Here is a 23,212-nt window from a genome sequence, read left to right on the forward strand (position 1 = left end):
CAGACGTGCGAGCCCGCACAATCGAAGGATGGATCGCGACGAACCACGCTTCACCATTGGTATCGAGGAGGAATACCTCCTCGTCGACAAGACCAGTCGCGATTTGTGCGTCGACCCGCCAGCCGAACTTCTTGCCGCCTGCCAGGAAACCCACGGCAATTCGGTGGCGCCGGAATTTCTGCGCTGCCAGATCGAGGTCGGCACGCCCGTCTGTGCCGATCTTCCCGCCGCGCGCGCTGCGCTGGCCGAGCTTCGTGGCACAATCGCCGAGGAGGCCGACAAATACGGCCTCGCCCCGATGGCGGCCTCCACGCATCCCTTCGCGCAATGGCGGGACCAGCGCGCCACCGACAAGCCGCGCTACAGGGAAATCGCCGAAAGCCTGCAGGTCGTCGGCCGGCGCCTCATCATCTGCGGCATGCATGTGCATGTGGGTGTCGAAGACGACGAGCTGCGGATGGACCTGCATAACCAGCTCGCCTACTTCCTGCCGCATCTTCTGTGCCTCTCCACCTCCTCACCGTTCTGGCAGGGGCGCAAGGCTGGGCTCAAATCCTTTCGCCTCACCGTCTTCGACGCCTTGCCGCGGTCGGGCCCGCCAGAGCGCTTTTCCTCCTTCGGCGAGTTTGAACGTTTCGTCTCCGTTCTGACGGGCGCCGGCGTCATCGAGGACGCCACCAAGATCTGGTGGGATCTGCGCCCCTCGGTGCGCTTTCCGACGATCGAGATGCGCATCACCGATGTGTGCACCCGTCTCGACGATGCGATTGCGATCGCCGCCACTTTTCGCTGTCTCGCCCGCATGCTCTGGCGCCTCAGACGCAAGAACCAGCGCTGGAGGCATTATCCTATGGCGCTCGTTGCGGAGAACCGCTGGATCGCGCAGCGTCACGGAGCGGCCGGGGACCTCATCGATTTCGGCCGCGGCGCCGTCGTTCCATTCGTCGATCTCGTCGGCGAGCTCATCGATCTGATCGCGGAAGATGCCGACCATTTCGGCTGCACGTCGGAGGTGGAGCGCATCCGCGCCATCGCCTCCGGCGGCACCAGCGCCGACAAGCAGATCGCCACCTACGAAAAAGCTCTGAAAGATGGTGCCAGCGAAGACGAGGCACTCAAAGCCGTCGTCGACCATCTCGTTGCCGAGACACTGGTCGGCTGCAGGCCCGCCCATGCGGCGAAGAAAAAGCCCGAAATGTCGGTGATGCCCCGGCCGGAACTCTAATTTCCAGAAGGAACTAGGCCCGCAAACCCTCGATCAACATCGAATTTTACTACGCCGCCGATATACACTTACAAAGCACCTGAGAACGCTTGGTAAGTCCACCACACGCCCAACCCAAAGGCCGCATAAGACATTAATCCTATTATTATAGAGATATTATTGATTGTCGTTCCTTTCGATCCCTCACCTGCCGCGTGGGCTGCCTGGGACAGGTAAGTGACACCCGCCATGAGCCCACCCAAAAGCGTCCCGGCAGCGAAGGGCAAGAGGCACTGAGCATAATCATGCATCACGCCCGAGTCCGCACCAGCGAGATGGCCAAGAAGAGCGATGATTGCTATAGCGGCCCCACCATTGATCAATATTATCGATCGGATTGCATTCTGACCCGCTTGAATAGCCGCCTTGATTAGCTCAAGGTTTTCAGAATTCTCGTAATTTTTATTTTCCACGACGAATCACCACACAATTAAATAGGATTAATACAATATATATTAACACATATAGAGGAATTACTCTCCCGGCGCTACGGCTAGGGGTCGTCGGAAACAAGCAAGGCAGCCTCGGGGCAATTGCCCCAAGGCCTTCTTCAATCTTGCGCTCACCGCAAAGGCGTCTGCTGATGCTGCACCAGCTTCCACCTGTGATCGTGGCAGCGATAGGTGGAGCTGCAATAGGCGCGGTACGGCGCGTCGCCGTCGCGATGGCCCTCCGCCTTGTAGGCGAGGACCAGAGTGTCAGCGTCGGGCCGGGCGATCTTGCAATCGGCAAAGTCGACCGAGGACCAGCGCGGCGCGTGGCGCAGCGCATCACGTGTTTCCATCGCCGGCATCACGCCCATACCCGGAAACACCATCAGGCATTCGTCGTCCATAAGAGCGTCGAAGGCCTCCGACCCTTCCAGCCAGAAACGTTTCTCGCCGGACCAGACTTTCCCATCGTCCATCATTGGCTATGCCTCCCAGGTTTCGGCCGGCTCTTATGGCCAGCTCTCCGCATCACCTTCTATACAGAAGATCTTCCATACATAGAAGTTCTTCTATGTGTATAACACTAAAGCGAGATCTTCGTTGCACCGGCGACGGCGATGGCTTCGTCGACGAGCGCGTGTTCGCGCTTGCCCAAAGCAAGTGCACGTGGATAGCGCGGGGCAGCGCGGTCATCGAGGATCGGCACATGCCAGTCGGCGGTCGTCTCCAGAAAATGCGCAATCCCCGCCTCGCCGTAGACGGCGTGAAAGCCCGACAGCACCACGTCGAGATAAGACAGCATGATCGGATTGTCGGCGTCGCCCGGTCGTCCGTACTCTTCGTGACCGACATAAAGATGCGGGTCGGGCCAGCCTTCCGGCCGCCCGGCAAGCCAGGTCACCGCCGCCTCGGTGGGTGCCACCACGTCATATTGCGCCTCGCGCTGGTCGAGCGCCGGGCGCTCTTCATGTGGCAGGGCGACGATCGCCCCCCAGATTTCGCAATCTGGGTCGGGCACCACCGTCAGCGTGCAGCGGCCGCCATAGCTTGAGGCGCCGGAATGGCGCCACGCCCGCCGCCAGCCTCGGAGTTTGCCGGGCACGGCAACCACCTCCGGCGTCAGCGTGGCGGCATTGACGAGCGAGCCGTAGCCAAAACAGGTGAACACAGCGCCTCTCCTCCCTCGAACAAGATGAAGCCGTCGGAGCAATTAACATAGGCACGAGAACGCGCTCGTCTCGACGACGCGGCGATTCCGCTTTAGGTCGCGATGAAGGTATGGAACGCGTGCTCTCGGCTCCTTCCCGCACATCCGAGGCAGCAACAAGGACACCTCATGGCCCAATCCGTCGGACGGTGGACGATCCTCGTCTGCCTGTCGCGCGTCTTCCTCTATGCGAGCTTCATGACCGGCGCCGCTTCAATCCCGGTGCTGCAAGGGGCCTGGGGAATTTCGGCCACCCGGGCCGGCGCCGTCGTCTCCGCCTTCACGCTCTCCTATTCCGTCTCGCTCTTCCTCTTCGCCTGGGCGTCCGATTATTTCGGCGCCAAGCGGATGGTGCAGGTCTCCGCGGTCGCGACCGGAATCACCTCGCTCGCCTTCGGCCTCTTCGCCCGCGACTGGTCGAGCGCGATCGTCCTCTACGGCCTCAACGGTCTGGCCCAGGGCGGCATCTATACGCCGCTCGTCATGGTGTTTTCGGAGATGGCGACGGACCGCCGCCGCGGCACGGCGATGGGCTGGCTCATCGGCTCGACGTCCGTCGGTTACGCCTTCTCACTCGCTCTGACGGGGGCCGCGCTCTCGTTCGGCGGCTGGCAGGTCGCCTTCGTCGTCTGCGGCGCGACGCCGGCAATCGGTGCGGTCCTCATTCTCCTGCTCCTCAGAGAGACGCCCAACACCATCCACCGGCGGCCGAAGGGCGAAGGCCTCTTCGATGCCATCTGGCGGGCGCGCGAAACCAGGCTCTTGACCGCCGGCTACGTCTTCCATTGCTGGGAGCTTCTCGGCGGCTGGGCGTGGATGCCGGCGCTTCTCGCTGCCGCCTTCGCACTCTCCGGTCACGGCATCGGGCTCGCCAGCGGGCAGAGCGCCATCCTGATCGCGGCGATGCATCTCCTCGCTTCCGGCGCTACCTTTTCCATGGGCGGGCTTTCGGACCGTCTCGGCCGCAAGAGCGTGCTCGTCGGCGTTGCGGCCCTGTCGACCGGGCTCTCCTTTTCCATCGGCTGGCTCGTCGCTGCGCCACTCGCAATCCTGATCACGCTCGCGATGATGCAGGCGGTGACGTCCATCGCCGATTCCCCCGTGCTGACCGTCGCGCTGACGGAGACGACGACGCCCGGCGTTCTCGGAAAGGTGCTCGCAGTGCGCTCGCTCTTGGGGTTCGGCGCGGGCGCCATCGCCCCGATGGCCGCCGGAAGCGTGCTCGATCTGGCGCGCGGCCATGAGCTTTCCCTGCCGACCTCGTGGGGCCTCACCTTCTCGCTTCTCGGCCTCGGCGGCCTCCTGGCCACCTGGAGCGCGGTGCGGCTCAGGCTGCGAGGCTGAGCACGGCACCCGCGGGCCTGTGTGCCATAGCTACCTCGTCAACGATTGCATTCAATGCTCGTCGAGCGCCCAGGACATTTTGAGCCGGTTGAAGGAAATTCAGCCCCGCGGCATGATCGGCCACAACAAGGCGCTTAGGGGCGGGGTTCCAATGGATTTGCACTACTGGATCATCTTCGGGGCCACGGTCTTCGGCGTCTCCCTGATACCCGGGCCGAGCACGCTTATCGCGTTCGCCCATGGTGCGGCGCATGGGTGGGGACGCTCCATATCAACGGCTCTTGGCAACGCCCTGGCATCGACGTTTCAGGCGACCGCCGCCTCGGTCGGGCTCGGACTTCTGATTACGAGCTCGGGCAGCCTCCTCCTCGTTCTCAAATACGCAGGAGCGGCCTATCTCATCTATGTCGGCGTTCAGATCTGGCGCACCGCTTCCCACCGGCTTCCGCTTCACGCCAACCTTGATCGGCGCGGAGACGCACGTCGGAAACTCTTCCTGAGCGGCTTTACCGTGGCGATCAGCAACCCCAAGGCGATCGCCTTCTTCACGGCCTTGTTTCCTCAGTTTCTATCGCTTGAGGGAAACAGCTTCGCGCAGCTTGGCGGGATGGTGGCGGTGGTTGCGTTTACCGCGTTTTCCGTTGCGCTGTTTTACGGCTGCATTGGAGCATGGGTGCGGGGCCTCGAACTCTCCAGGAAGGTGATGAGCCGCATTCACAAGACGACCGGCGGCCTGTTTGTGGCGAGCGGCGTTGGCCTCGCCTTCTCACGGAACAGCTAGGTCGTGGACCTACAAAGCAAGTTGCCTGAGCTCGCGCCCTCTTCGCTACGCCAACGCCAGCTTCACGAATCGTAATAGCCGAAACTGGGCTCGGCCGCCTCGAAGGAAATATCCATGGCGTAGAAGGGCGAAAGCCAAAGCGGCACATGGCCGTACCAGAGCGAAAGCTGACCTTCCGCCGCCTCCTCGCCCACTTTGGCGACACTTGCGAGATAATACGCGGAGGCGATCCCGCTGCGGTCGGCGCCGCTCATGCAATGGACGAGCGTCGGCCCATCCAGCCCTGCAAGGAGCGACACGAGCTCTTTGGTTTCTTCACCCGACAGGACGCGCTTTGCCGAGAGCTTGTAATCGATGAGGCGAAGCCCGAGCCGATCTGCTGCCGCCTTTTCCGCCTCGTACCATGGGGCGCCGGGATTGGCGCCGCGCAGGTTGACGACGGTGGTCAGTCCATAGCGCTGCTTCCATTCCGCCAACAATTCCGGCGTCGGCTGCGCCGAACGATAGAGGCTGCCGGGCTTCACCACATGAAAATTGTCGTTGAGATAGGTGTAGCCTGCATAACTGCCTGCGCCCCCCAAAAGGAGGACTGAAAGCCCAAGGCAGAAAACGCCCAAACGCCGGCTCCAGCGGCCTCTCAGGCGAATCTTCGGCATCTCGTCATTCCCCCTCGCCTTCCCTGGCAGTCGCAATCCCCGCGCGATTCCGGTCGCGGTCTTCCGTTCCATGCTGCCGTCCATCGATGTCGATGGCGTTCTTATGTCACTTGCCTGAAGCGGAGCTTACGGCGAACGAGACGGAAAGATGGGATCGGCGTGCTCTTACGCGGCCTCGACCACTTCGCCTTTGCGCACCGTGTAGGAGGGCTTGTACATCGTCACGAGCTCTTCCGCCGCGGTCGGATGCACGGCCATGGTGCAGTCGAAATCGGATTTCGTCACGCCCATTTTGACGGAAACGCCCAAAAGCTGCGCCATCTCGCCGGCATCCGGGCCGAGCACGTGCGCGCCCAGGACCTTGTCGGTGTCGGCATCGACCACGAGCTTCATCAGCATACGTTCGGAGCGTCCCGACAGCGTGTTCTTCAGGGGCCGGAAGACCGACTTATAAATCGCCAGATTGTCGATGTCGCAGCGGGCCTGGTCTTCCGTCATGCCGACGGTGCCGAGCTCCGGCTGCGAGAAGACGGCCGTGGCTACGCTGCCGTAATCGGGTTTTGTCGGGCGGCCGCAGAAGACCGTATCGACGAAGCACATCGCCTCGTGGATGGCGACCGGCGTCAATTGCATGCGGTCGGTCACATCGCCGATCGCCCAGACATGTTCGACATTGGTCTTCGAATATTCGTCGACGCAAATCGACCCGCGCTTGTCCTGGCGGATACCGAGCTTTTCAAGCCCAAGCCCCTCGGTGTTCGGCAGGCGGCCGACGGCGAGCATGATCTGTTCGGCGTCGTAACAATCGCCCCCCAGAAAAGTCCCGCGCAGCCAGCCATCGCTCTTTCGCTCGATGCGGCCGAGCACGTCCTGGCAGCGGATATGGATGCCCTTGTTCTCGTATTCCGCATGCAGAAGGCGCCTCAGATCCATATCGAAGCGCTGCAGGATCTCCTTGCCGCGATAGAGGATCGTCGTCTCCACGCCCAAGGCGGCAAAGATCCCGGCAAATTCCACCGCGATGTAGCCGCCGCCAGCGATGACGACCTTCTCCGGCAGCTTTTCAAGTTCAAAAGCCTCGTCGGAGGTGATGCAGAGCTCATGCCCGTGCAGCGCCCTGTGCGGATTGGGCCTGCCGCCGGTAGAGATCAAAATCCGTTCAGCCGAGACCGTGGTGCCGGTGCGCTTCAGCTCAATCTCATGACCGCCGGCGAGAACCGCGCGGTCATTTATCAGTTCGACGCCCGATTTTTCGAGATTGCTGCGATAGACGCCTTCAAGGCGGGCGATCTCGCGGTCCTTGTTGGCAATCAGCGTGGGCCAGTCGAAGCTCGCCTTGTCGTAAGACCAGCCGTAACCGACGGCGTCTTCGAAGGCCTCACCGAATTGCGAGGCATAGACCAGAAACTTCTTCGGGATGCAGCCGCGGATGACACAGGTGCCACCGACGCGGCTTTCCTCCGCGACGGCCACGCGTGCGCCGGCTTCGGACGCGCGGCGGGCCGCGCGGACCCCGCCTGAGCCGGCTCCGATCACGAAAAGGTCGTAGTCGTAGCGCCGCTCAGTCATCGCAAATCCCGTTTGTTTTCCTGGTCGGTCGGCGAGCGTCCTCGCCGCATCCGCTCACGCGTACCAGCGCACGCGTGTCGCTTCACGCGTCTCCGCTCATTGCGGAGTCGTCTCGCCCTGCAGGCTCTTCGCCTCGTTCTTGGAGATTTCCTGCAGCTTCTGCGTCGAACGGCGCAGCATCTCGTCGCCGATCTCCTTGGCCCAGGCCTGGCTCACGGAAACCTGAGCGCTCAAAAGGCCGACGAGCGTGCCGGTGAATTTCTCGCCCGTATCCGTTTCAAAGAAGGTGAGAAGATCGTTGAGCTCGCCTTCGGTGAAATTGATCGCCCAAATCCGCGCCAGCCGCTTCTCAAGCTCCGCGCGGCGGTCGACCATATCGAGCGCCACCTGGTCGACGATCTCGATGATGCCGAGCTGCATCTGCGGATTGGAGCGGATGAGCGTCATCTTCGCCTGGTCTGCGACCTCGGGAAGGATCTCGTCGAAGCTGCGCGACAGATCGGAGGCCGACAGGACCTTGCGGGCGAGCTCCATCTGCGCATCCGAAGGTTCGGCCGGCGCGCCGGTCGCCGGGGCCGGGTTCGCGTCCTGGGCTGCAGCGGGAGAAACTGGGACCACCGCCCCGAGCAGCAGCAGGCAAAGCGCGGAAAGCCGAAACATGAAGAACTCCTGATGTGTGACGGCGCGTTGGATGCCGTCGATAACGGAAAAGCCGGGCGACGTCACGCCCGCATCACGCGCGGGTGAGCCTCTTAACACCCTCGGGCGTGGCAATCAGCGCCGTCTCGGCCAGGTCGAGAAAGAGCCCGTGCTCCACGACGCCGGGGATCTCCGACAGGCCGCGCGCGAGCGCCTCTGGATCAGGAATGAGGCCAAAAGATGCATCGATGATGACATGGCCTTCGTCGGTTGCAAAAAGCTCTCCGCCGCGTATGCGCCAGGCGAGTTCTGCGCTGAGGCCAAGCTCCGAAATCAGCTCCGCAACGGCCCTTTCGCTCGCCTTTTTGCCGAAGCGCACGACCTCGATCGGCAGAGGAAAAGCCCCGAGATGTTCGACGTGCTTGCCGGCGTCAGCGATGACCAGCATGCGCGCGGAGGCCGCTGCAACGATCTTTTCGCGCAACAGCGCGCCGCCGCCGCCCTTGATCAGTGCAAGGTCCGGGCCGATCTCGTCGGCACCGTCGACGGTGAGATCGAGCCTGTCGATCTCGTCGAGCGAGGTGAGCGCAATCCCTTCTTTTCGTGCGAGCTCGGCGGTCACCTCCGATGTCGGCACGCCGACGACAGTCATGCCGGCGCGAACCTTTTCGCCCAGAAGCTTCACGAACCAGCTCGCCGTCGACCCCGTGCCGAGGCCGAGATTCATGCCGTCCTCGACAAACTCAAGAGCCGCCTCTGCCGCCTGGCGTTTCAGATCATCCGTCATTGTTGCCCCCACCTGCCGCTTATCTACAAAGCGCGTTCAGTCTGCCGCGCCTTCAGTGGATCCTGTTGTGCGATCCGTTTGCGCCAGAGCCTATCGGATGACAACCCGCTGTCTCAAGCAGCCCCCATGGCGGCTTCTCATTCAGGGCCCCTCGCCGGGAGAGCTCCTCGCCGGCAACCGCGCCGCGCTATGGCATCCGTGGTAGAAAAATCCCGACATGAAATCCAAGAGCGCAGATCCAATCGAAGATCCGGTTCCCCACCGGGGCATCGTGGGATTGCCCAAAGAGTATCCGGCGGGCTTTCACCTTCGGCCCCATATGCATGAGCGTGCCCAATTGATCTATGCGATTGGGGGTGTGATGGAGGTGGCAACAGCCGACGGCCTGTGGCTCCTACCGCCGCAGCGCGCCGTGTGGATGCCGGCTGGCATCACCCATGAGATGCGCGCCCGCGGCAACGTTTCTCTCAGAACCCTCTATGTCGTTGGGGAAGTCTGTCCATTTCCGTTACCGACGAAGCCGCGGACGATTCGCGTGTCACCCTTGCTGCGCGAGCTGATCCTGCGCGTCGTGCAAATGCCCGCAGGCGAGACGCCGGATGCGCATGCCCGGCGGGTTCTCGCTCTCGTCCTCTACGAGATCACCTGGGAGGCGGAGGGGGTTCTCTATCTGCCGATCCCCCGGGACAAGCGGCTTGCTGCGATCTGCCGCGCACTCATCGACGAGCCAGGTGACGCGCGCTCCCTGGAAGAATGGGCCGAGTTCTCCGGCGCCTCTTCCAGAACTCTCGCCCGCCTTTTCAAACAGGAATTCGGAAGCAACTTTCTCTTGTGGCGCAAGCAGGTCCGCGCCTTGTCCGCAGTCCCGCGGCTTGCGGCGGGGGAGGCGGTCGGGGTCGTGGCCGCCGACTTGGGATACGAGACACCGGGCGCATTCGCGACGATGTTTCGGCAAATCATGGGCGAAAAACCCAGCCGGTACTTCGACAAGAACGCAGCAACATAGGTCGGCATCGTTTCAGCAGTGTCCGATAGAGCGTAGATTTTGTCCAAATCCGCGACGCACGACATCGCGCTGAGGCGTAGATGTCGCTCGTGGCGCACGCCACCCGCGCTGCATCTTCGTTGGGCCCCTGCGCTCGGCTCTCCTGCCCGGCGTTCTGCGCAACCCGGCCTCTGCAAGACAGCCCGGTCATGCGACTGGCACGCGTCGACATCGCTTCCGAGACAACCTGGAGAGAATTATGACCGCCCTTTTCCCGGCACGGCGACCGCGCAGACTTCGTCATTCTTCGACGTTGCGGTCTCTTATTCGCGAAACCAGCGTGTCGGCCGACGACCTCATCTACCCGATCCTGGTCGAGGAAGAGATCTCCGAGCCTGTCATGATCCCCACCATGCCGGGGATCTCCCGTGTGCCGGAGCGATCTTTCGCGCGGGAAATCAATCGGATCACAAAAGATGGCGTGAAAGCCGTCATCCTCTTCGGCATCTCGCACCACAAGGACGCCGACGGCAGCGACACCTGGAACCCGCAAGGCCTGATGGCGCGGATGGTGGCCGTTGCCAAGCGAGAGGTGCCAGAGCTCGTTGTCATAACGGACAATTGCTTTTGCGAGTACACAGATCACGGACATTGCGGCGTCCATCGTGCCGGCAGTGTCGACAACGATGCGACACTTGAAAATCTCGGCCGGCAGGCTCTGGTCGCCGTGGAGGCTGGCGCCGATATGGTCGCCCCTTCAGCCATGATGGACGGTCAGGTCGCGGCCATCCGGCGCGCGCTCGACGAAGGCGGGCACACGAACGCGCCCATCATGGCGTATTCGTCAAAATTCGCCTCGGCGTTCTATGGTCCGTTCCGCGCCGCTGCAGGATGCAATCTGAACGGCGACCGCCTCTCCTATCAGATGGATCCCGCCAACGGACGCGAAGCCTTACTGGAATCTCTGCTCGATGAAGCCGAGGCCGCGGACATGCTCATGGTCAAACCAGGTCTCGCCTATCTCGATGTGCTGACGCGACTGCGCGAGCGCACCTTACTGCCTCTCGTCTGCTATCAAGTCGGCGGCGAATACGCGATGATCCGGTTCGCGGCCGAGGCCGGCGCCCTCAACGAGGCAGCGACTGTGCATGAAAGCCTGCTGGCTATGAAGCGGGCCGGCGCCGATCTGATCATCAGCTATTATGCCCACCAGGCTTTGCGGGAGGGTTGGGTGAGCGCCTGATCGGCGACGCCTTCGCAGGGCGGGAGCAGCGCAAAGCCTTTGAGTGACCGGCGGCTGTATGCCAGCGTTCGGGCAATCGAGGGATGATCGCGGCGTCCCGCCTTCGCGTCTTAAGGCACTACAGAGACACGCTGCGCCCAGACGCTTGCCATCGCCCCTTCAGCAGCATTTGTCTTCGAGCTCGGCGAGAAGCGACAGCGCCGCGTCGTCGCCCTCCTCCTCGAAGAAGGCGGCGAGCGCATTCACCTGGCTGCCGACAAAGTAAAGGCTGTCACGGCCCATCTTCTGGTTCTCTGCGAGTTTTTGCTCAAAATAGCCGACCCATTGCGAGCTGCTCGTGCGCATCGCCCCCGACAGCATTGCCATCATGGCTTCGGCCTTGGCATCGCAATCGAGCCCCAGAAAACTCACGTAACGGTCGCCGCGGTCGGCGGCTTGACTGGCCATCGTCTGCTGATCCTCTCCCCCGGTCTTTCACGCGAAAGACCATTCCCCATAAGTCAGAGCGATAGATTATGAGGCAGACGTAGCCTTCGCGCTGTCAGCCGGGCGACAGCGCACTCAGTTCTTCAAGCCGTGCCGGCGCGAGGATCAAAAGGTGCTCGCGGCCATCGCGCGTGACGACGCCATCACGAATGAGCTTGTTGACGAGCGTCGACAACGTCTGGCGCGAGGTGCCGAGCGCACTTGCCAGCGCTTCCGTGTGGTCGATGAGGCGGATACGGGCACTTGCCTGCCTGGCGCTTTCCAGAAGCAAAAAACGGGCAAGGCGTGATTCCACCGGCCGGAAGGCCAGATCTTCGATCAGATCGAGTGCGCCAGCGAGAACCTGCCCGATATCGCGCAGAGCTTCCACAGCGAGTTCCGGATGGCGGGAGACAAGCGTCAGCATCTCGCGCACCGGCCAACTCACGATGTCGCAATCCTCGAGCGCCTCCACCCAGGCGCGCGTATGCGTCACATAGATGCCGCCCGGGCGCAGATAGGAGAGCGTCAGCGCTTTCGTCGCGCCGTTGAGGCAGATGCGCGCCAAACCCGTCTTGAGCACGAAAAGCCGATCCGTCTCTGCGTCGGGATAGGCAATCGTCTCGCCGGCGCCGTAACGGCGCCTGTGGCCGTTTTCGAGCCGATCGAGCCAATGCGCGGAAGACGGATGATCGGATACGGACACTTCTTCTGTCGGCTCTTTCTAGCGGTCTTCGCATCATATCGGCCGAGATGACGCGCTTTCGCAGTTCACACCAGCCTCTTCCGGCAGGCAAGCGCGGCCCCGATGACGCCGGAGGTCGACGCGCGAGACGGGACCGCCGCACGTCTCCCGCTTGCACCCCGCGCGCGGCTCGGCTAGCCCGACGCCATGTCACTCATCGTCTTCGATCTCGACGGCACGCTCGTCGATACCGCGCCCGATCTTCTGGCGACCCTCGACCACATCCTCGGCGGACATGGCCTGCCGCCTGCCCCGCGCGAGCGCATCATGCCCTGCATTTCGCGCGGCGCGCGCGCCATGATCGAGGAGGGCCTGAAGCTCTCCGGGCGCAAGGTGGATGCAAAAGAGCTCGACAGATTGCTTGAGGTCTTCCTCGCCCATTACGAGGAGCATATCTGCGTCGAAAGCCGACCCTTTCCGGGACTTGTGAGCGCGCTCGATACGCTCGAAGCGGAAGGCTGGAGCTTTGCCGTGTGCACCAACAAGCGCGTCGGCATGTCGAAGCTGCTTCTCGATCAGCTCGGGCTTCTCGATCGATTTCAGGCGGTGCTCGGCGCCGATTCGGTTGCCAAGCGCAAACCCGATCCGGCACATCTTCTTGAAACCATCGAAGCAGCGGGCGGCGAAGCCAATGCCGCTTTGATGGTGGGCGATTCGGCGGCCGACATCGCGGCGGCGCGTGCGGCTTCCGTTCCGGTGATCGGCGTGCCCTTCGGCTACACGGCGAAACCGATGGTCGAGCTTCGCCCCGACATCATCATCGATAGCTATTCGCAGCTCACACCCGAGCTCGCCGCAAGGCTTCTTGAAACGCGCGGTGGATCGGCGTCCGCGGAATGAGCGCGCCGGCTTGACCGCGGCGCGGCTCCGTGCCAAATCGCTGCTTCGAGTCGGGCGCGTAGCTCAGCGGGAGAGCACTGCCTTCACACGGCAGGGGTCACAGGTTCAATCCCTGTCGCGCCCACCATCTTTCCGGCTCATTGCCTTTTCCAAGGCCCATTGTGAGCGGTCTCTGAGAGATCCCCTTTAAGCTCCAGAGTTGCGGCGCCTAAGCGAAGAACGACCGCCTCGGCTCTAGACCTCTGACAAGTGTCGCCTAGTTGCGGCGCGCATGTGGTCATGGGTTCAGCAATATTCCGGCGCTTTATCGGCTCTTACGAGCCTGCTCATGCTCCTCGTCTGGTTCGTCTACCTGCAGCTCTTGCTCGTCGCCTACAGGCGCCGGTGGCGCTCGACCGTCCTCATCAACCGCGGCGGCAGTCTGGGGACTGAAGCCCGTTGCCTGATCAGCAATATGAGCGCGGAGGCAATCTACCTGACGAGCCTCATCGCCTTCGTGACCACCGACGATGGGACCTACCGGCAAGAGCTGACGGATCTCCGCGACCTCAGCGACAGCCTCGACGCCGATCCTCGCTCACGCATGAAGCAGGGGCCACTGAAACCCGGCGAATATCTCGATATCGGCACGTTCCACGACCTGATTTTGACGGTCGGCGACAATGAGGGCCAGGGATCGAACGAGGCATGGATCGCCTCGGTCCGATCTCTGGAGCTGACCGCCGTGATCGTCTACGGCGCCGACGATCTCCTTGCAGGCGCCCGCCGAACCTTCGAGATCAGGCATACGGACGACGACATTCAAATCTGTCCGACGACCAGCGATTCGCAGCAGATCCGCTCGCGCAGGGAACGACGCAAAATCGAGAAGCAGCTGCAGTCTTCGCTTTAGTCGTAGAAGACCACCGTCTTTCGTCCGGAGATGATGACGCGGTCGTCGAGGACGTAGTGCAGCGCGCGCGCCAGAACCCGACGTTCGATGTCTCGGCCCTTGGCTATGAGATCGGCCGGCGTATGGCGATGGGAGATGCGTTCGACGTCCTGCTCGATGATCGGCCCCTCATCGAGGTCGGGGGTGACGAAATGCGCCGTCGCGCCGATCAGCTTCACGCCACGCTCATGCGCCTGATGATACGGCTTGGCGCCCTTGAAACCCGGCAGAAACGAATGATGGATGTTGATGCAGCGCCCGGCCAGTTTCGTCGACAGCTCGTCTGAAAGAACCTGCATGTAGCGGGCGAGAACCACGAACTCGGTTTCCGTCTCTTCGATCAGATCCCAGAGCTTCGCCTCCTGCTCGGGCTTCGTCGCGGCCGTCACCGGCAGATGGTGAAACGGCACCTCATCGAGCTCCGGTAGCTGCAAGGCCTCGCGCGGATGGTTTGAGACGATGGCGGTAATCTCCATAGGCAATTCGCCGATCCGCCAGCGATAGAGAAGGTCGGCCAGGCAATGGTCGAATTTCGACACCAGGAGCATGACCTTCGGCTTCACACTGCGATCGCGCAACGTCAGCTCCATTTCGAAGCGCTCGCCGATTTCCGCAAGCTTCTCGCGGAAATCTTCGATATCGGCCCCTTCCAGAACCGGGTTGAAGAGAACCCGCATGAAGAAGTGGCCGGTTTCGGCGTCATCGAATTGCTGCGCCTCCAGGATGTTGTAACCGCTGGAGACGAGCGACGTTGCGACGGCTGCGACGATGCCCGGACGATTGGGGCAGGAGAAGGTGAGGATAAAATCGGCCATGACCTGTCCGTTGGCTCAGCTGAGGTTGCTTTAGCAATCAATTGCGGCAGCGCAAGACGCGCTGCCGGCGGCATGTTGGGACGACTTGCCGACGATGCCCGGACCCGGGCGTGGCAGGCGCGCCACATTCATAAGCAAAAGCGTCAAGGCGCCGCACCGCCGGCCGCCCGGTGCTTGCCTTTTGAGAGCGATTCGACACAGAGGTTAAAGTGACACATCAACTCGCCAGCCTTTCCGGGGACGGTAATGAGAAAGTTTGGATTACTTGCGACTGCGGTCGCTGTGGCGCTTGTTAGCGCCGTTTCCTTTGCTCCGAACGCCTCGGCGCAGCCGACGGCACGGTTTTTTGATCCCGTTTCCAAGCAATGGCTGAGCTTCGGCCCGGGCGCACGCCACCATGGCAAGTCCCCGGTGCAGCGCGAGGTCGTGGATTACTCTGGCCCCTACGCCCCGAACACGATCATTGTGGATACCGGCGAACGCCGCCTCTACTATGTGATGGACAACGGCAAGGCACTGAAATACGGCGTCGGCGTCGGCCGTGAGGGCTTCCAGTGGGCCGGCACACATCGCGTCACGCGCAAGGCGGAATGGCCGGGCTGGACGCCGCCGCCGGCCATGCGCAAGCGTCAGCCGGGCTTGCCGGCGCATATGGAGGGCGGCCCCAACAATCCGCTCGGCGCGCGCGCACTCTATATCGGCAACACCTACTACCGCATCCACGGCTCGAACGAGCCCTGGACGATCGGCACGGCGGTCTCCTCGGGCTGCATTCGCATGACCAACGATGACGTCACCGACCTCTACGAGCGGGTCAATGTCGGCACGAAGGTGGTTGTGCGCCGCTAAAGGCTCTCAACAGCAAGATTTATCGACGGCCGGCGCCTGCGCCGGCCGTTTTCGTTTCAAGCATTGAGAAGGCCCGCCTGCCCCGTTCAGCGGCGAGAGAGCCCGTTTTCGGCCAGCTCTTCCAGATAGCCCGCCCACAGCGAACCGAAGTCCTGTCCCAGCCGATAGAGATAGGACCAGGTGAAAATTCCACTGTTGTGCAGGTCGTCGAAATGCAGACGGACAGCGTAATTGCCGATCGGTTCGACTTCGATCACCATAACGTCAGCCTTTCCCGAGACGAGCTTGCGCTCGGACGGAGAATGACCCTGCACCTCGGCGGAGGGGGAAAAGACCCGCAGATATTCCGCCGGCAGCTCAAACGTCTCGCCGCCCTCAAAACTGACGGCAAGCATGTGCCGGTCCTTCTTCAGACGGATTTCGGTCGGCCAGGGTTCCGCCATCATATCTCCTTCAAGAGGCTGCGGCGCCGCGCTGCCATTTGACGCGGACGTCGGCGCCGTTACATTCCTCTCCTATAAGGGCGGGAAATGCCTTGCCAGCATCATTTGCCGGTCACAGGCAAAGGCGAGGCAGGCATACGGAACAATGAGGCGTCAGTGAATTCCATCATGGAGCAATCTGATATGGCGGCCATCGCGCCGATTGAAACGGCGTCCGAGACAGCGCCGATGATCGATCCCTTCGGACGGTCGATCTCCTATCTGCGCGTTTCGGTCACTGATCGCTGCGATTTCCGCTGCGTCTATTGCATGGCCGAGGACATGACCTTCCTGCCGAAGCGGGATCTTCTGTCGCTCGAAGAATTGGAACGCCTGTGCACCGCCTTCATCGACAAAGGCGTGCGCAAGCTGCGGCTGACTGGCGGCGAACCTCTCGTGCGTCGCAACATCATGTGGCTGATTGAGGCGTTGGGCCGCCATCTGGAAAACGGGCGGCTCGAGGAGCTGACCCTGACGACGAACGGCTCGCAGCTCGAACGTTACGCACATGATCTCGCAGCACTCGGCGTGCGCCGCATCAACGTCTCGCTCGACACGCTCGATCACGACAAGTTCAAAGCCATCACACGCTGGGGCGATCTCGGCCGCGTGATGGCCGGCCTCAAGGCGGCGCAGGATGCGGGACTTCAGGTGAAGCTCAACGTCGTCGCGCTCAAAGACGTCAACGAACATGAAATCCCGGAGATGATCCGCTTTGCCCATGGCCAGGGCATGGATCTGACGCTGATCGAGACGATGCCGCTCGGCGAGATCGAAGGCGATCGCACAGACCAATATCTGCCGCTTTCCACGGTGCGCACGCGGCTTTCGGAGCGCTTCACCATGACGGACATCCCGTACAAGACCGGCGGTCCGGCAAGGTATGTGGAGGTGCGCGAGACGGGCGGCAGGCTCGGCTTCATCACCCCGCTCACGCATAATTTCTGCGAAAGCTGCAACCGTGTGCGGGTGACCTGCACGGGCACGCTTTTCATGTGCCTCGGACAGGAAGATGCCGCCGACCTACGTGCGCCCCTGCGCGCATCCGAAGGCAATGCGCTTCTCGCACAGGCCATCGACGAGGCGATCACGCGCAAGCCGAAGGGGCACGATTTCGTCATCGATCGCCATCACCGACGTCCCGCGGTTGCAAGGCATATGAGCATGACGGGCGGCTGAGCCCTGGTCGCGGCCTCAGGAGCCGCATAAGCAGAAGCTTCGATCAACCCGCCAGAAGCCCCTTCCCCATGCCATCCGTGCCTGCCCTGCCGAGCGAAAACCAGCGCGGCATCCTCTTGATGCTCGCAGCGATGGTGACGTTCATCGTCAACGATACGCTGGTGAAGCTTGCGAGTGCCGATCTGCCGACCGGCGAGATCATTTTCCTGCGCGGCCTGATCGTGTCGCCGATCGTCATCGTCCTCGCGGTGCGTCGGGGCGCCTTCGTCAATCGCGGCCTGCTTTTCCATAAAACGCTCATCTGGCGCACATTGGGCGAGGTCGTGGCCGCGGGGCTCTACCTTTCCGCCCTGTTCCGGCTGCCGCTCGCCAATGCTTCGGCGATCCTGCAGGTCGTGCCGCTCGCCACCACGGCCGGTGCTGCGATTTTTCTCGGCGAGACCGTCAGACGAAGGCGGTGGACCGCGATCGCCGTCGGCTTCAGCGGGGCGCTTCTCGTCATCCAGCCCGGTCTCGAGGGCTTCAATATCTGGTCGCTCGTCGCCCTTCTCAGCGTCTTTGCGGTCGTTCTTCGCGATCTCGCCTCCAAGCAATTGCCGAAAGGTCTGCCGACGCTTGCCGTCACCACGGCCGCTGCAGTCGCCGTCGGCCTCTTCGGTGGCGTTCTGATGCTCTTCGAAGAACCCGTGATGCCCGATGCCGGCGCACTTGCCGCCATCTTCGCCTCCGGGCTGTGCACGGTCGCGGGCTATACGCTGATCATCGCCGCGATGCGCACCGGGGACATCTCCGTCGTCGCGCCGTTCCGCTATTCTTTCATGATCTGGGCGGTTCTCATGCAGGTTCTCGTCTTCGGCGAATGGCCGGGTCCGCTCCTCTTCATCGGCACCGGCATCTTGATTTCGACGGGCATCTACACCTTCTATCGGGAACGTCAGGTCGGGGCCTCCGAGGCCCGCAAAGCGCTGACGGCACCGCCGGCACGCTGATCGCGCCTCTTCTGCCGGGCGCGGTTGGATGCTATCGGGTCATCCACCCTCCCCCTCGCCTCCGCCGAGATCCAATGCCGTCTTCCATTTCCGACGCCCCCGCCCTCTCACCCCAGGGGCGGCGGCCAAGCCTTTTGAGCCTCGTCGTCATCTCGACGCTCAGCCCGTTCGCGATCAACGTCATCGTGCCGTCCATGCCGGCGCTGCAGAAGGACTTTCACACAAGCTTCGCCACCGTGCAGCTCGTCCTGTCCCTGTTTTTGGCTTCTGTGGCGATTTCCCAGATCGTGATCGGGCCACTGTCGGACCGTTTTGGACGAAGGCCCGTCCTTCTTTGCGGGCTCAGCATCTTCACGGCCACCAGCGCACTGGCGAGTTTTGCGAACGACATTGAAAGCCTGCTTGCACTGCGCGTCCTGCAGGCGGCCGGCGGCTGCACCGGCATCGTTCTGGCGCGCGCCATCGTGCGCGACCTCTACGATCGGCGCAAAGCCGCAAGCGTCATCGGCTATGTCACGATGGGGCTCGCCATGGCGCCGATGGTGGCACCGCTCTTCGGTGGTCTTCTGCAACAGAATTTCGGCTGGCGGGCGCAGTTCGTCATGCTGACGGTGTTCGGAGCCTTGGTCCTGGCCCTTGCCTGGCGCGACGTCAGCGAGACGCATCACGCGCGCACCGAGCGAATCGCCTTTGCCACCTTGTTTCGGGATTTCGGCTACCTTCTCAAGGAACCCGCCTTCCTCGTCTACACCGCCGTATCGAGCCTTGCGACGTCAGTCTTCTTCGCCTTTCTGGGCGGCGGCGCCTATGTGGCCGGCACGATCCTCGGACTGTCTCCGATCGCCTATGGCAGTTGGTTTGCGGTCCTGTCGATCGGCTATGCTTTTGGCAATTTTCTCTCCGGCCGTTTTGCCGAAAAGGTCGGCGTCCGGCGGATGACGCTCGCCGGGTCCAGCCTTCTCCTCATCGCCCAGCTCGTGCTTCTCGCTCTCATCGCGAGCGGCCATCTGAGCGCGCCGGCCCTCTTCCTGCCGATGTGCGTCGGCGGCATTTCCAACGGTCTCGTCTTGCCGAGCACGATTGCCGGCGCCATCAGCGTGCGCCCGGAAATCGCCGGCACGGCCGCCGGGCTTCAGGGCGCGACGCAGATCGGCTCAGGCGCGATCTCTTCGGCGATCGCAGGAGCCGTGCTCGCCGGCGGCATGTCGGCCCTGCCCCTCTCAGCCGTCATGCTGACAGGGGCCGTCGCGGCATTCGCCTTCTCCGTGATCCTGTTTCGGATCGTCCGCTAGCCCTCTATTCCACCACGACCCTGGGGGCCTGACGGACGCCGGCACCTTTCTCCACGTTGAGGCGCTTCACGACGGCATCGGCAATGTGTCGATAGATGCGCGCATGCTCCGATTGCGGTTCGCTGGCAACGATGGGTCGGCCCGAATCGGAGGTTTCACGAATATCCATGTGGAGCGGCACGGCGCCGAGGAAGGGCACGCCGATGCGTTCCGCCTCGTGTTCCGCCCCGCCATGCCCGAAAATGTCGGAGCGCTCGCCGCAATGCGGGCACAGGAAATAGCTCATGTTCTCCACGATGCCGAGCACCGGCACGTTCACCTTGTTGAACATGTTGAGGCCCTTGCGGGCATCGATAAGGGCGAGATCCTGCGGCGTCGAGACGATGACGGCACCGGCGAGCGGCACCTGCTGAGCCATGGTGAGCTGCGCATCGCCGGTTCCGGGAGGCATATCGACGACAAGCGCGTCGAGTTCGCCCCAGGCAACCTCACGCAGCATCTGCGTCAAAGCGGACATGACCATCGGTCCGCGCCAGATCATCGGGGTCTCTTCTTCCACAAGAAACCCCATCGACATGACCTTGAGCCCGTAGCCTTCCATCGGCTTCAGGATGCGCTCCGACACCGATTCCGGCCGTCCCTTGATGCCCATCAGGCGCGGCAATGACGGCCCGTAAATGTCGGCGTCGAGGATGCCGACCTTGAGCCCGTTCGCCTTGAGGCCGAGGGCGAGATTGACCGCCGTCGTGGATTTGCCAACGCCGCCCTTGCCCGAAGCCACGGCAATGATTGCCTTAACGCCGGGGACGCCCGCTTTCTGAGGCTGCTGCGGCGCCTGGCCCGGAGCGCGCTGCTGCGGGGCGGATTGCGGCCGTGGCGGAGCACTGCGCGGAGCCGCATTCTGCGGCACGCCACTCTGCGCCATGCCCTGCCCCGGCCGTCTCTCCGCCGTCAGCGCCACCATGGCACGCTCCACCCCCGGCAGTTCTGAGAGCACTTTTTCGGCTGCCTGCCGGAGAGGTTCCAGATGTGATGCGGCCTCCGCCGGCACCGTGATCGACACGATCACCTTGCCGTTCGAGATGATCGGATCGGAAACCAGTTCCTGAGTGACGATATCACTTTCAAGGTCGGGGCCTTTGACGCGGCGGAGCGCATCGAAGACGGCATCTTTGGTGATCGTGGGAGTAGTCTCGGGCATTGCCATCCTTCAACCGCATAAGCGGTGGTGCTTCGAAGCCGGCTTTTTCGTCCGGCGGGCCTGCCGTTGACATATTGCCCCCTCGCCCGAAGTTCAAATGCCACACGCCAAGATCGGCTGAGGAAGACGCGGCAAGGCGGCTTCACCTGCCGGGCCGTGACAGGTATAAAGGTTGAGAGGAAACGAACCGATGGCCGAAAGCCCGTTGCCGAGACGACGCTCCTTCATCACCGGTGTACCGGCGCGGCAAAGCCCGCAGCCGAAGCGTTTCTGCGGGGTTTCGTGAGCGAGACGACCGATCATGATCGTCCTGCCCCGCGACCAATTACCGGGGTTATTCTCGCAGGCGGCCTGTCCCGCCGCATGGGCAACGACAAGCCACTCGTGGAAATCGCCGGGCGACCACTGCTTTCGTACGTGGTGGATGGACTGCGTCCGCAGGTCGACGAGCTCGTCATCAACGCCAATGGCGATGCCTCGCGCTTCAGTGAATTTCTTCTCCCCGTCGTTCCCGACGGCATCGACGGCAATCCGGGGCCTCTCGCCGGCATTCTCGCCGGGATGCGCTGGAGCCAGGTGTTTTGTCCGCAGGCGCGTTTCATGGCGAGCGCAGCCGTCGACACGCCCTTCTTTCCCGGCGATCTCGTCACGCGGCTCTCCGAAGGTTGCGGCCACGACGAGACAACGATCGCCGTCGCCGCGTCGTTCAACGGCGTGCATCCCGTCTTCGGATTGTGGCCGATCGCACTTGCCGACGACCTTGAGGAATGGCTGAAAAAGGCGAAATCGAGCAAGGTTCTCGACTTCGCCGACCATTACGTGCGGCTCAACGTGCCCTTCGACCATCTGGAAGCTGACGGCCGTCAGATCGACCCCTTCTTCAACGTCAACACGCCGGAGGATGCGGCCGAGGCACAGGCGATGCTCGAGGCGCTCAACCGAACTCAGGCCGCCGAATAGCCCGTCCGCGGATGGCGCCCCCCGTTTTCGGCATCACTGGCTGGAAAAATTCCGGCAAGACGACACTCGTCGCCCGCCTCGTCAGCGAGTTCTCGCAGCGCGGACTTGTCGTCTCCACGGTCAAGCACGCCCATCATGCATTCGACATCGATCACCCCGGGACCGATTCGTTTCGCCACCGCGAGGCCGGGGCACGCGAGGTTCTGCTGGTATCCGATCATCGCTGGGCGCTGATGCGCGAGCTCGGCGACGAGGCGGAGCCGCCCGTCGAGGAGATGTTGGCGCGGCTGTCGCCCTGCGATCTCATTCTCATCGAAGGCTATAAGAAGGCGCCCCACCCGAAGCTCGAAGTGCGCCGCCGCGACGGGCGGCCCGGCCAGGCGCTCAGCGACACCGATCCGTCGATCCTCGCCGTGGCTGCAGATTATCCGGTGGCAAACGCCGCGCTTCCTGTCTTCCATCTCGACGATGTTGCAAAAATTGCCGATTTCATCGCCGACCGGCTCTCACTCGATGCCGCCAAATGAGGCAGTTGCCCCGCCTTCGTCTCTCTCGCGACCAGGCCGGGAGCCGTCGAACCGGCCAAACCTGCTTTGTCTGTGATCAAGTCCCCTTGCCGCAGGCACGGCGCTTGCTAAAGAGTTGCACAGGCTCAAAGTTTGGGCCGATTATAGGTCCAGCGGCTCTCTTTGGCCGCATCCAACAAGAAATTCGGGAGACAGCATGAGCTTGTTCAAAAAACTGGCGGCTGCAACGGTCCTCGCGGTCTTCGCCACGGGCGCAGCGCAGGCCCAGGAAACCTTGCGCATCGGCACGGAGGGCGCCTACCCCCCGTTTAGCGAAATCACGGCTGACGGTAAGCTCGTCGGCTTCGATATCGACATCGCCAATGCGCTCTGCGACGAGATGAAGGTGAAGTGCGAGTTCATCTCGCAGGATTGGGACGGCATCATTCCCGCCCTTCTCGCCGGCAAGTACGACGCCATCGTCGCCTCCATGTCGATCACGGAGGAGCGCAAGGAGAAGGTCGACTTCACCGACAAATATTACGACACGCCGCAGGCGATCGTCGTGCCGAAGGATTCGGACATCACGGAAGCGACTGCCGAATCGATGGCAGACAGAAGCGTCGGCGCCCAGAGCTCCACGACGCACGCGCAATATGCCGAACAAATCTTTCCGGATTCCGATATCCGCCTCTATCCGTCGGCTGACGAGTACAAGCTCGATCTGTCCAGCGGACGTCTCGATGCGGCCCTCGACGATGTGATCGTTCTGTCGGAGTGGGTCGACAGCGAGGACGGCTCGTGCTGCAAGATCCTGACGACGCTGCCGGGCGATCCGAAGATTTACGGGCCGGGCATCGGCATCGCGGTGCGCAAGGGTGACGACGAGCTGCGCGAGAAGCTCAACGCCGCGATCAAGGCGATCCGCGAGAACGGCACCTACAAGAAAATCAACGACAAGTACTTCGACTTCGACGTCTATGGCGGATAAGTCAGGTTGTGTGATGTACCGGATGGGGCTTCAGGGCCCCATCTTTTTGCCGCGCCAGGGA

General features: G+C 62.6%; 26 protein-coding genes and 1 tRNA gene. 15 read left to right on the top strand and 12 right to left on the bottom strand.

Annotated elements, in window-relative coordinates; all coding sequences use genetic code 11:
* Positions 1 to 28: 28 nt before the first annotated feature.
* Positions 29 to 1,225: a carboxylate-amine ligase gene (locus J2R99_RS00920; RefSeq protein WP_307152642.1), complete on the top strand. Its 1,197-nt coding sequence runs from the start codon at positions 29 to 31 to the stop codon at positions 1,223 to 1,225.
* 68 nt (positions 1,226 to 1,293) lie between these two features.
* Here J2R99_RS00920 and J2R99_RS00925 read toward each other — a convergent pair whose 3' ends face one another.
* The 3 genes from J2R99_RS00925 to J2R99_RS00935 all read right to left on the bottom strand — a co-directional run bounded on the left by J2R99_RS00925 (position 1,294) and on the right by J2R99_RS00935 (position 2,863).
* The gene (locus tag J2R99_RS00925) at positions 1,294 to 1,677 is read right to left on the bottom strand and encodes a hypothetical protein (protein ID WP_307152643.1); all 384 of its coding nucleotides are present in this window, start codon (positions 1,675 to 1,677) and stop codon (positions 1,294 to 1,296) included.
* A 149-nt stretch (positions 1,678 to 1,826) separates the two neighbouring features.
* Entirely contained in the window at positions 1,827 to 2,174 is a 348-nt protein-coding gene (locus J2R99_RS00930; protein WP_307152644.1) for a DUF4440 domain-containing protein, read from the bottom strand.
* Positions 2,175 to 2,278: 104 nt separating this feature from the next.
* On the bottom strand, positions 2,279 to 2,863 hold the full coding sequence (locus tag J2R99_RS00935) for a gamma-glutamylcyclotransferase family protein (protein ID WP_307152645.1): 585 nt from the start codon (positions 2,861 to 2,863) through the stop codon (positions 2,279 to 2,281).
* 168 nt (positions 2,864 to 3,031) lie between these two features.
* On the opposite strand from J2R99_RS00935, the gene J2R99_RS00940 reads away from it, so the two are divergent.
* Both J2R99_RS00940 and J2R99_RS00945 read left to right on the top strand, forming a co-directional pair.
* Positions 3,032 to 4,246 carry an MFS transporter gene (locus tag J2R99_RS00940; RefSeq protein ID WP_307152646.1) on the top strand — a complete coding sequence of 405 codons (1,215 nt, stop codon included), beginning with the start codon at positions 3,032 to 3,034 and terminating at the stop codon, positions 4,244 to 4,246.
* A 151-nt stretch (positions 4,247 to 4,397) separates the two neighbouring features.
* Positions 4,398 to 5,027, top strand: coding sequence for a LysE family translocator (locus J2R99_RS00945; protein ID WP_307152647.1), 630 nt, complete (start codon positions 4,398 to 4,400; stop codon positions 5,025 to 5,027).
* A 62-nt stretch (positions 5,028 to 5,089) separates the two neighbouring features.
* Here the strand turns inward: J2R99_RS00945 and J2R99_RS00950 are convergent, their stop codons facing one another.
* From J2R99_RS00950 to rpiA, 4 genes are all read right to left on the bottom strand, one after another.
* Positions 5,090 to 5,683, bottom strand: a complete 594-nt coding sequence (locus tag J2R99_RS00950) for a tyrosine-protein phosphatase (protein WP_307152648.1) — start codon at positions 5,681 to 5,683, stop codon at positions 5,090 to 5,092.
* A 165-nt stretch (positions 5,684 to 5,848) separates the two neighbouring features.
* Complete coding sequence (gene gor, locus J2R99_RS00955; RefSeq protein ID WP_307152649.1) at positions 5,849 to 7,252, bottom strand: glutathione-disulfide reductase; 1,404 nt, start codon at positions 7,250 to 7,252, stop codon at positions 5,849 to 5,851.
* Positions 7,253 to 7,348: 96 nt separating this feature from the next.
* Positions 7,349 to 7,912, bottom strand: a complete 564-nt coding sequence (locus J2R99_RS00960) for a DUF2059 domain-containing protein (protein WP_139163682.1) — start codon at positions 7,910 to 7,912, stop codon at positions 7,349 to 7,351.
* 73 nt (positions 7,913 to 7,985) lie between these two features.
* Complete coding sequence (gene rpiA, locus J2R99_RS00965) at positions 7,986 to 8,678, bottom strand: ribose-5-phosphate isomerase RpiA (protein ID WP_307152650.1); 693 nt, start codon at positions 8,676 to 8,678, stop codon at positions 7,986 to 7,988.
* A 217-nt stretch (positions 8,679 to 8,895) separates the two neighbouring features.
* On the opposite strand from rpiA, the gene J2R99_RS00970 reads away from it, so the two are divergent.
* Both J2R99_RS00970 and hemB read left to right on the top strand, forming a co-directional pair.
* Positions 8,896 to 9,684 (top strand): AraC family transcriptional regulator, encoded by a 789-nt coding sequence (locus J2R99_RS00970; protein WP_307152651.1) that lies wholly within the window; start codon positions 8,896 to 8,898, stop codon positions 9,682 to 9,684.
* Positions 9,685 to 9,922: 238 nt separating this feature from the next.
* Positions 9,923 to 10,906: a porphobilinogen synthase gene (gene hemB, locus J2R99_RS00975; protein ID WP_307152652.1), complete on the top strand. Its 984-nt coding sequence runs from the start codon at positions 9,923 to 9,925 to the stop codon at positions 10,904 to 10,906.
* A gap of 159 nt (positions 10,907 to 11,065) precedes the next feature.
* Here hemB and cowN read toward each other — a convergent pair whose 3' ends face one another.
* Positions 11,066 to 11,353 (bottom strand): N(2)-fixation sustaining protein CowN, encoded by a 288-nt coding sequence (gene cowN, locus J2R99_RS00980; RefSeq protein WP_307152653.1) that lies wholly within the window; start codon positions 11,351 to 11,353, stop codon positions 11,066 to 11,068.
* Positions 11,354 to 11,447: 94 nt separating this feature from the next.
* Complete coding sequence (locus J2R99_RS00985; protein ID WP_307152654.1) at positions 11,448 to 12,077, bottom strand: Crp/Fnr family transcriptional regulator; 630 nt, start codon at positions 12,075 to 12,077, stop codon at positions 11,448 to 11,450.
* Positions 12,078 to 12,263: 186 nt separating this feature from the next.
* Here J2R99_RS00985 and gph point away from each other — a divergent pair, with 186 nt between their 5' ends.
* From gph to J2R99_RS01000, 3 genes are all read left to right on the top strand, one after another.
* Positions 12,264 to 12,956, top strand: coding sequence for a phosphoglycolate phosphatase (gene gph / locus J2R99_RS00990; protein WP_307152655.1), 693 nt, complete (start codon positions 12,264 to 12,266; stop codon positions 12,954 to 12,956).
* A 52-nt stretch (positions 12,957 to 13,008) separates the two neighbouring features.
* Positions 13,009 to 13,083: transfer RNA gene (locus J2R99_RS00995), tRNA-Val, on the top strand.
* 144 nt (positions 13,084 to 13,227) lie between these two features.
* Entirely contained in the window at positions 13,228 to 13,848 is a 621-nt protein-coding gene (locus J2R99_RS01000; RefSeq protein WP_307152656.1) for a hypothetical protein, read from the top strand.
* Here the strand turns inward: J2R99_RS01000 and purU are convergent.
* A complete protein-coding gene (gene purU / locus J2R99_RS01005; RefSeq protein WP_307152657.1) occupies positions 13,845 to 14,702 on the bottom strand; it encodes a formyltetrahydrofolate deformylase in 858 nt (285 codons plus the stop codon). The genes J2R99_RS01000 and purU overlap by 4 nt on opposite strands.
* A gap of 246 nt (positions 14,703 to 14,948) precedes the next feature.
* Here purU and J2R99_RS01010 point away from each other — a divergent pair, with 246 nt between their 5' ends.
* Positions 14,949 to 15,551 (top strand): L,D-transpeptidase, encoded by a 603-nt coding sequence (locus J2R99_RS01010; RefSeq protein ID WP_307152658.1) that lies wholly within the window; start codon positions 14,949 to 14,951, stop codon positions 15,549 to 15,551.
* Positions 15,552 to 15,637: 86 nt separating this feature from the next.
* On the opposite strand, the gene J2R99_RS01015 is transcribed toward J2R99_RS01010, so the two are convergent.
* On the bottom strand, positions 15,638 to 15,994 hold the full coding sequence (locus tag J2R99_RS01015; RefSeq protein WP_307152659.1) for a gamma-butyrobetaine hydroxylase family protein: 357 nt from the start codon (positions 15,992 to 15,994) through the stop codon (positions 15,638 to 15,640).
* Positions 15,995 to 16,177: 183 nt separating this feature from the next.
* Here J2R99_RS01015 and moaA point away from each other — a divergent pair, with 183 nt between their 5' ends.
* From moaA to J2R99_RS01030, 3 genes are all read left to right on the top strand, one after another.
* On the top strand, positions 16,178 to 17,212 hold the full coding sequence (gene moaA, locus J2R99_RS01020) for a GTP 3',8-cyclase MoaA (protein ID WP_307154103.1): 1,035 nt from the start codon (positions 16,178 to 16,180) through the stop codon (positions 17,210 to 17,212).
* Positions 17,213 to 17,280: 68 nt separating this feature from the next.
* Entirely contained in the window at positions 17,281 to 18,201 is a 921-nt protein-coding gene (locus tag J2R99_RS01025; RefSeq protein ID WP_307152660.1) for a DMT family transporter, read from the top strand.
* Between the two features lie 74 nt (positions 18,202 to 18,275).
* Positions 18,276 to 19,493 carry a multidrug effflux MFS transporter gene (locus J2R99_RS01030; protein ID WP_307152661.1) on the top strand — a complete coding sequence of 406 codons (1,218 nt, stop codon included), beginning with the start codon at positions 18,276 to 18,278 and terminating at the stop codon, positions 19,491 to 19,493.
* A gap of 4 nt (positions 19,494 to 19,497) precedes the next feature.
* On the opposite strand, the gene apbC is transcribed toward J2R99_RS01030, so the two are convergent.
* Positions 19,498 to 20,694: an iron-sulfur cluster carrier protein ApbC gene (gene apbC, locus J2R99_RS01035; protein WP_307152662.1), complete on the bottom strand. Its 1,197-nt coding sequence runs from the start codon at positions 20,692 to 20,694 to the stop codon at positions 19,498 to 19,500.
* Positions 20,695 to 20,976: 282 nt separating this feature from the next.
* Between apbC and mobA the strand changes: the two genes are divergently transcribed.
* The 3 genes from mobA to J2R99_RS01050 all read left to right on the top strand — a co-directional run bounded on the left by mobA (position 20,977) and on the right by J2R99_RS01050 (position 23,151).
* The gene (gene mobA / locus J2R99_RS01040; RefSeq protein WP_307152663.1) at positions 20,977 to 21,654 is read left to right on the top strand and encodes a molybdenum cofactor guanylyltransferase MobA; all 678 of its coding nucleotides are present in this window, start codon (positions 20,977 to 20,979) and stop codon (positions 21,652 to 21,654) included.
* 11 nt (positions 21,655 to 21,665) lie between these two features.
* Positions 21,666 to 22,181 (top strand): molybdopterin-guanine dinucleotide biosynthesis protein B, encoded by a 516-nt coding sequence (mobB, locus tag J2R99_RS01045; RefSeq protein WP_307152664.1) that lies wholly within the window; start codon positions 21,666 to 21,668, stop codon positions 22,179 to 22,181.
* A 196-nt stretch (positions 22,182 to 22,377) separates the two neighbouring features.
* Positions 22,378 to 23,151, top strand: coding sequence for an ABC transporter substrate-binding protein (locus tag J2R99_RS01050; RefSeq protein ID WP_307152665.1), 774 nt, complete (start codon positions 22,378 to 22,380; stop codon positions 23,149 to 23,151).
* Positions 23,152 to 23,212 lie beyond the last annotated feature (61 nt).

This window comes from Rhodopseudomonas julia (assembly GCF_030813515.1).
Lineage (GTDB): Bacteria > Pseudomonadota > Alphaproteobacteria > Rhizobiales > Afifellaceae > Afifella > Afifella julia.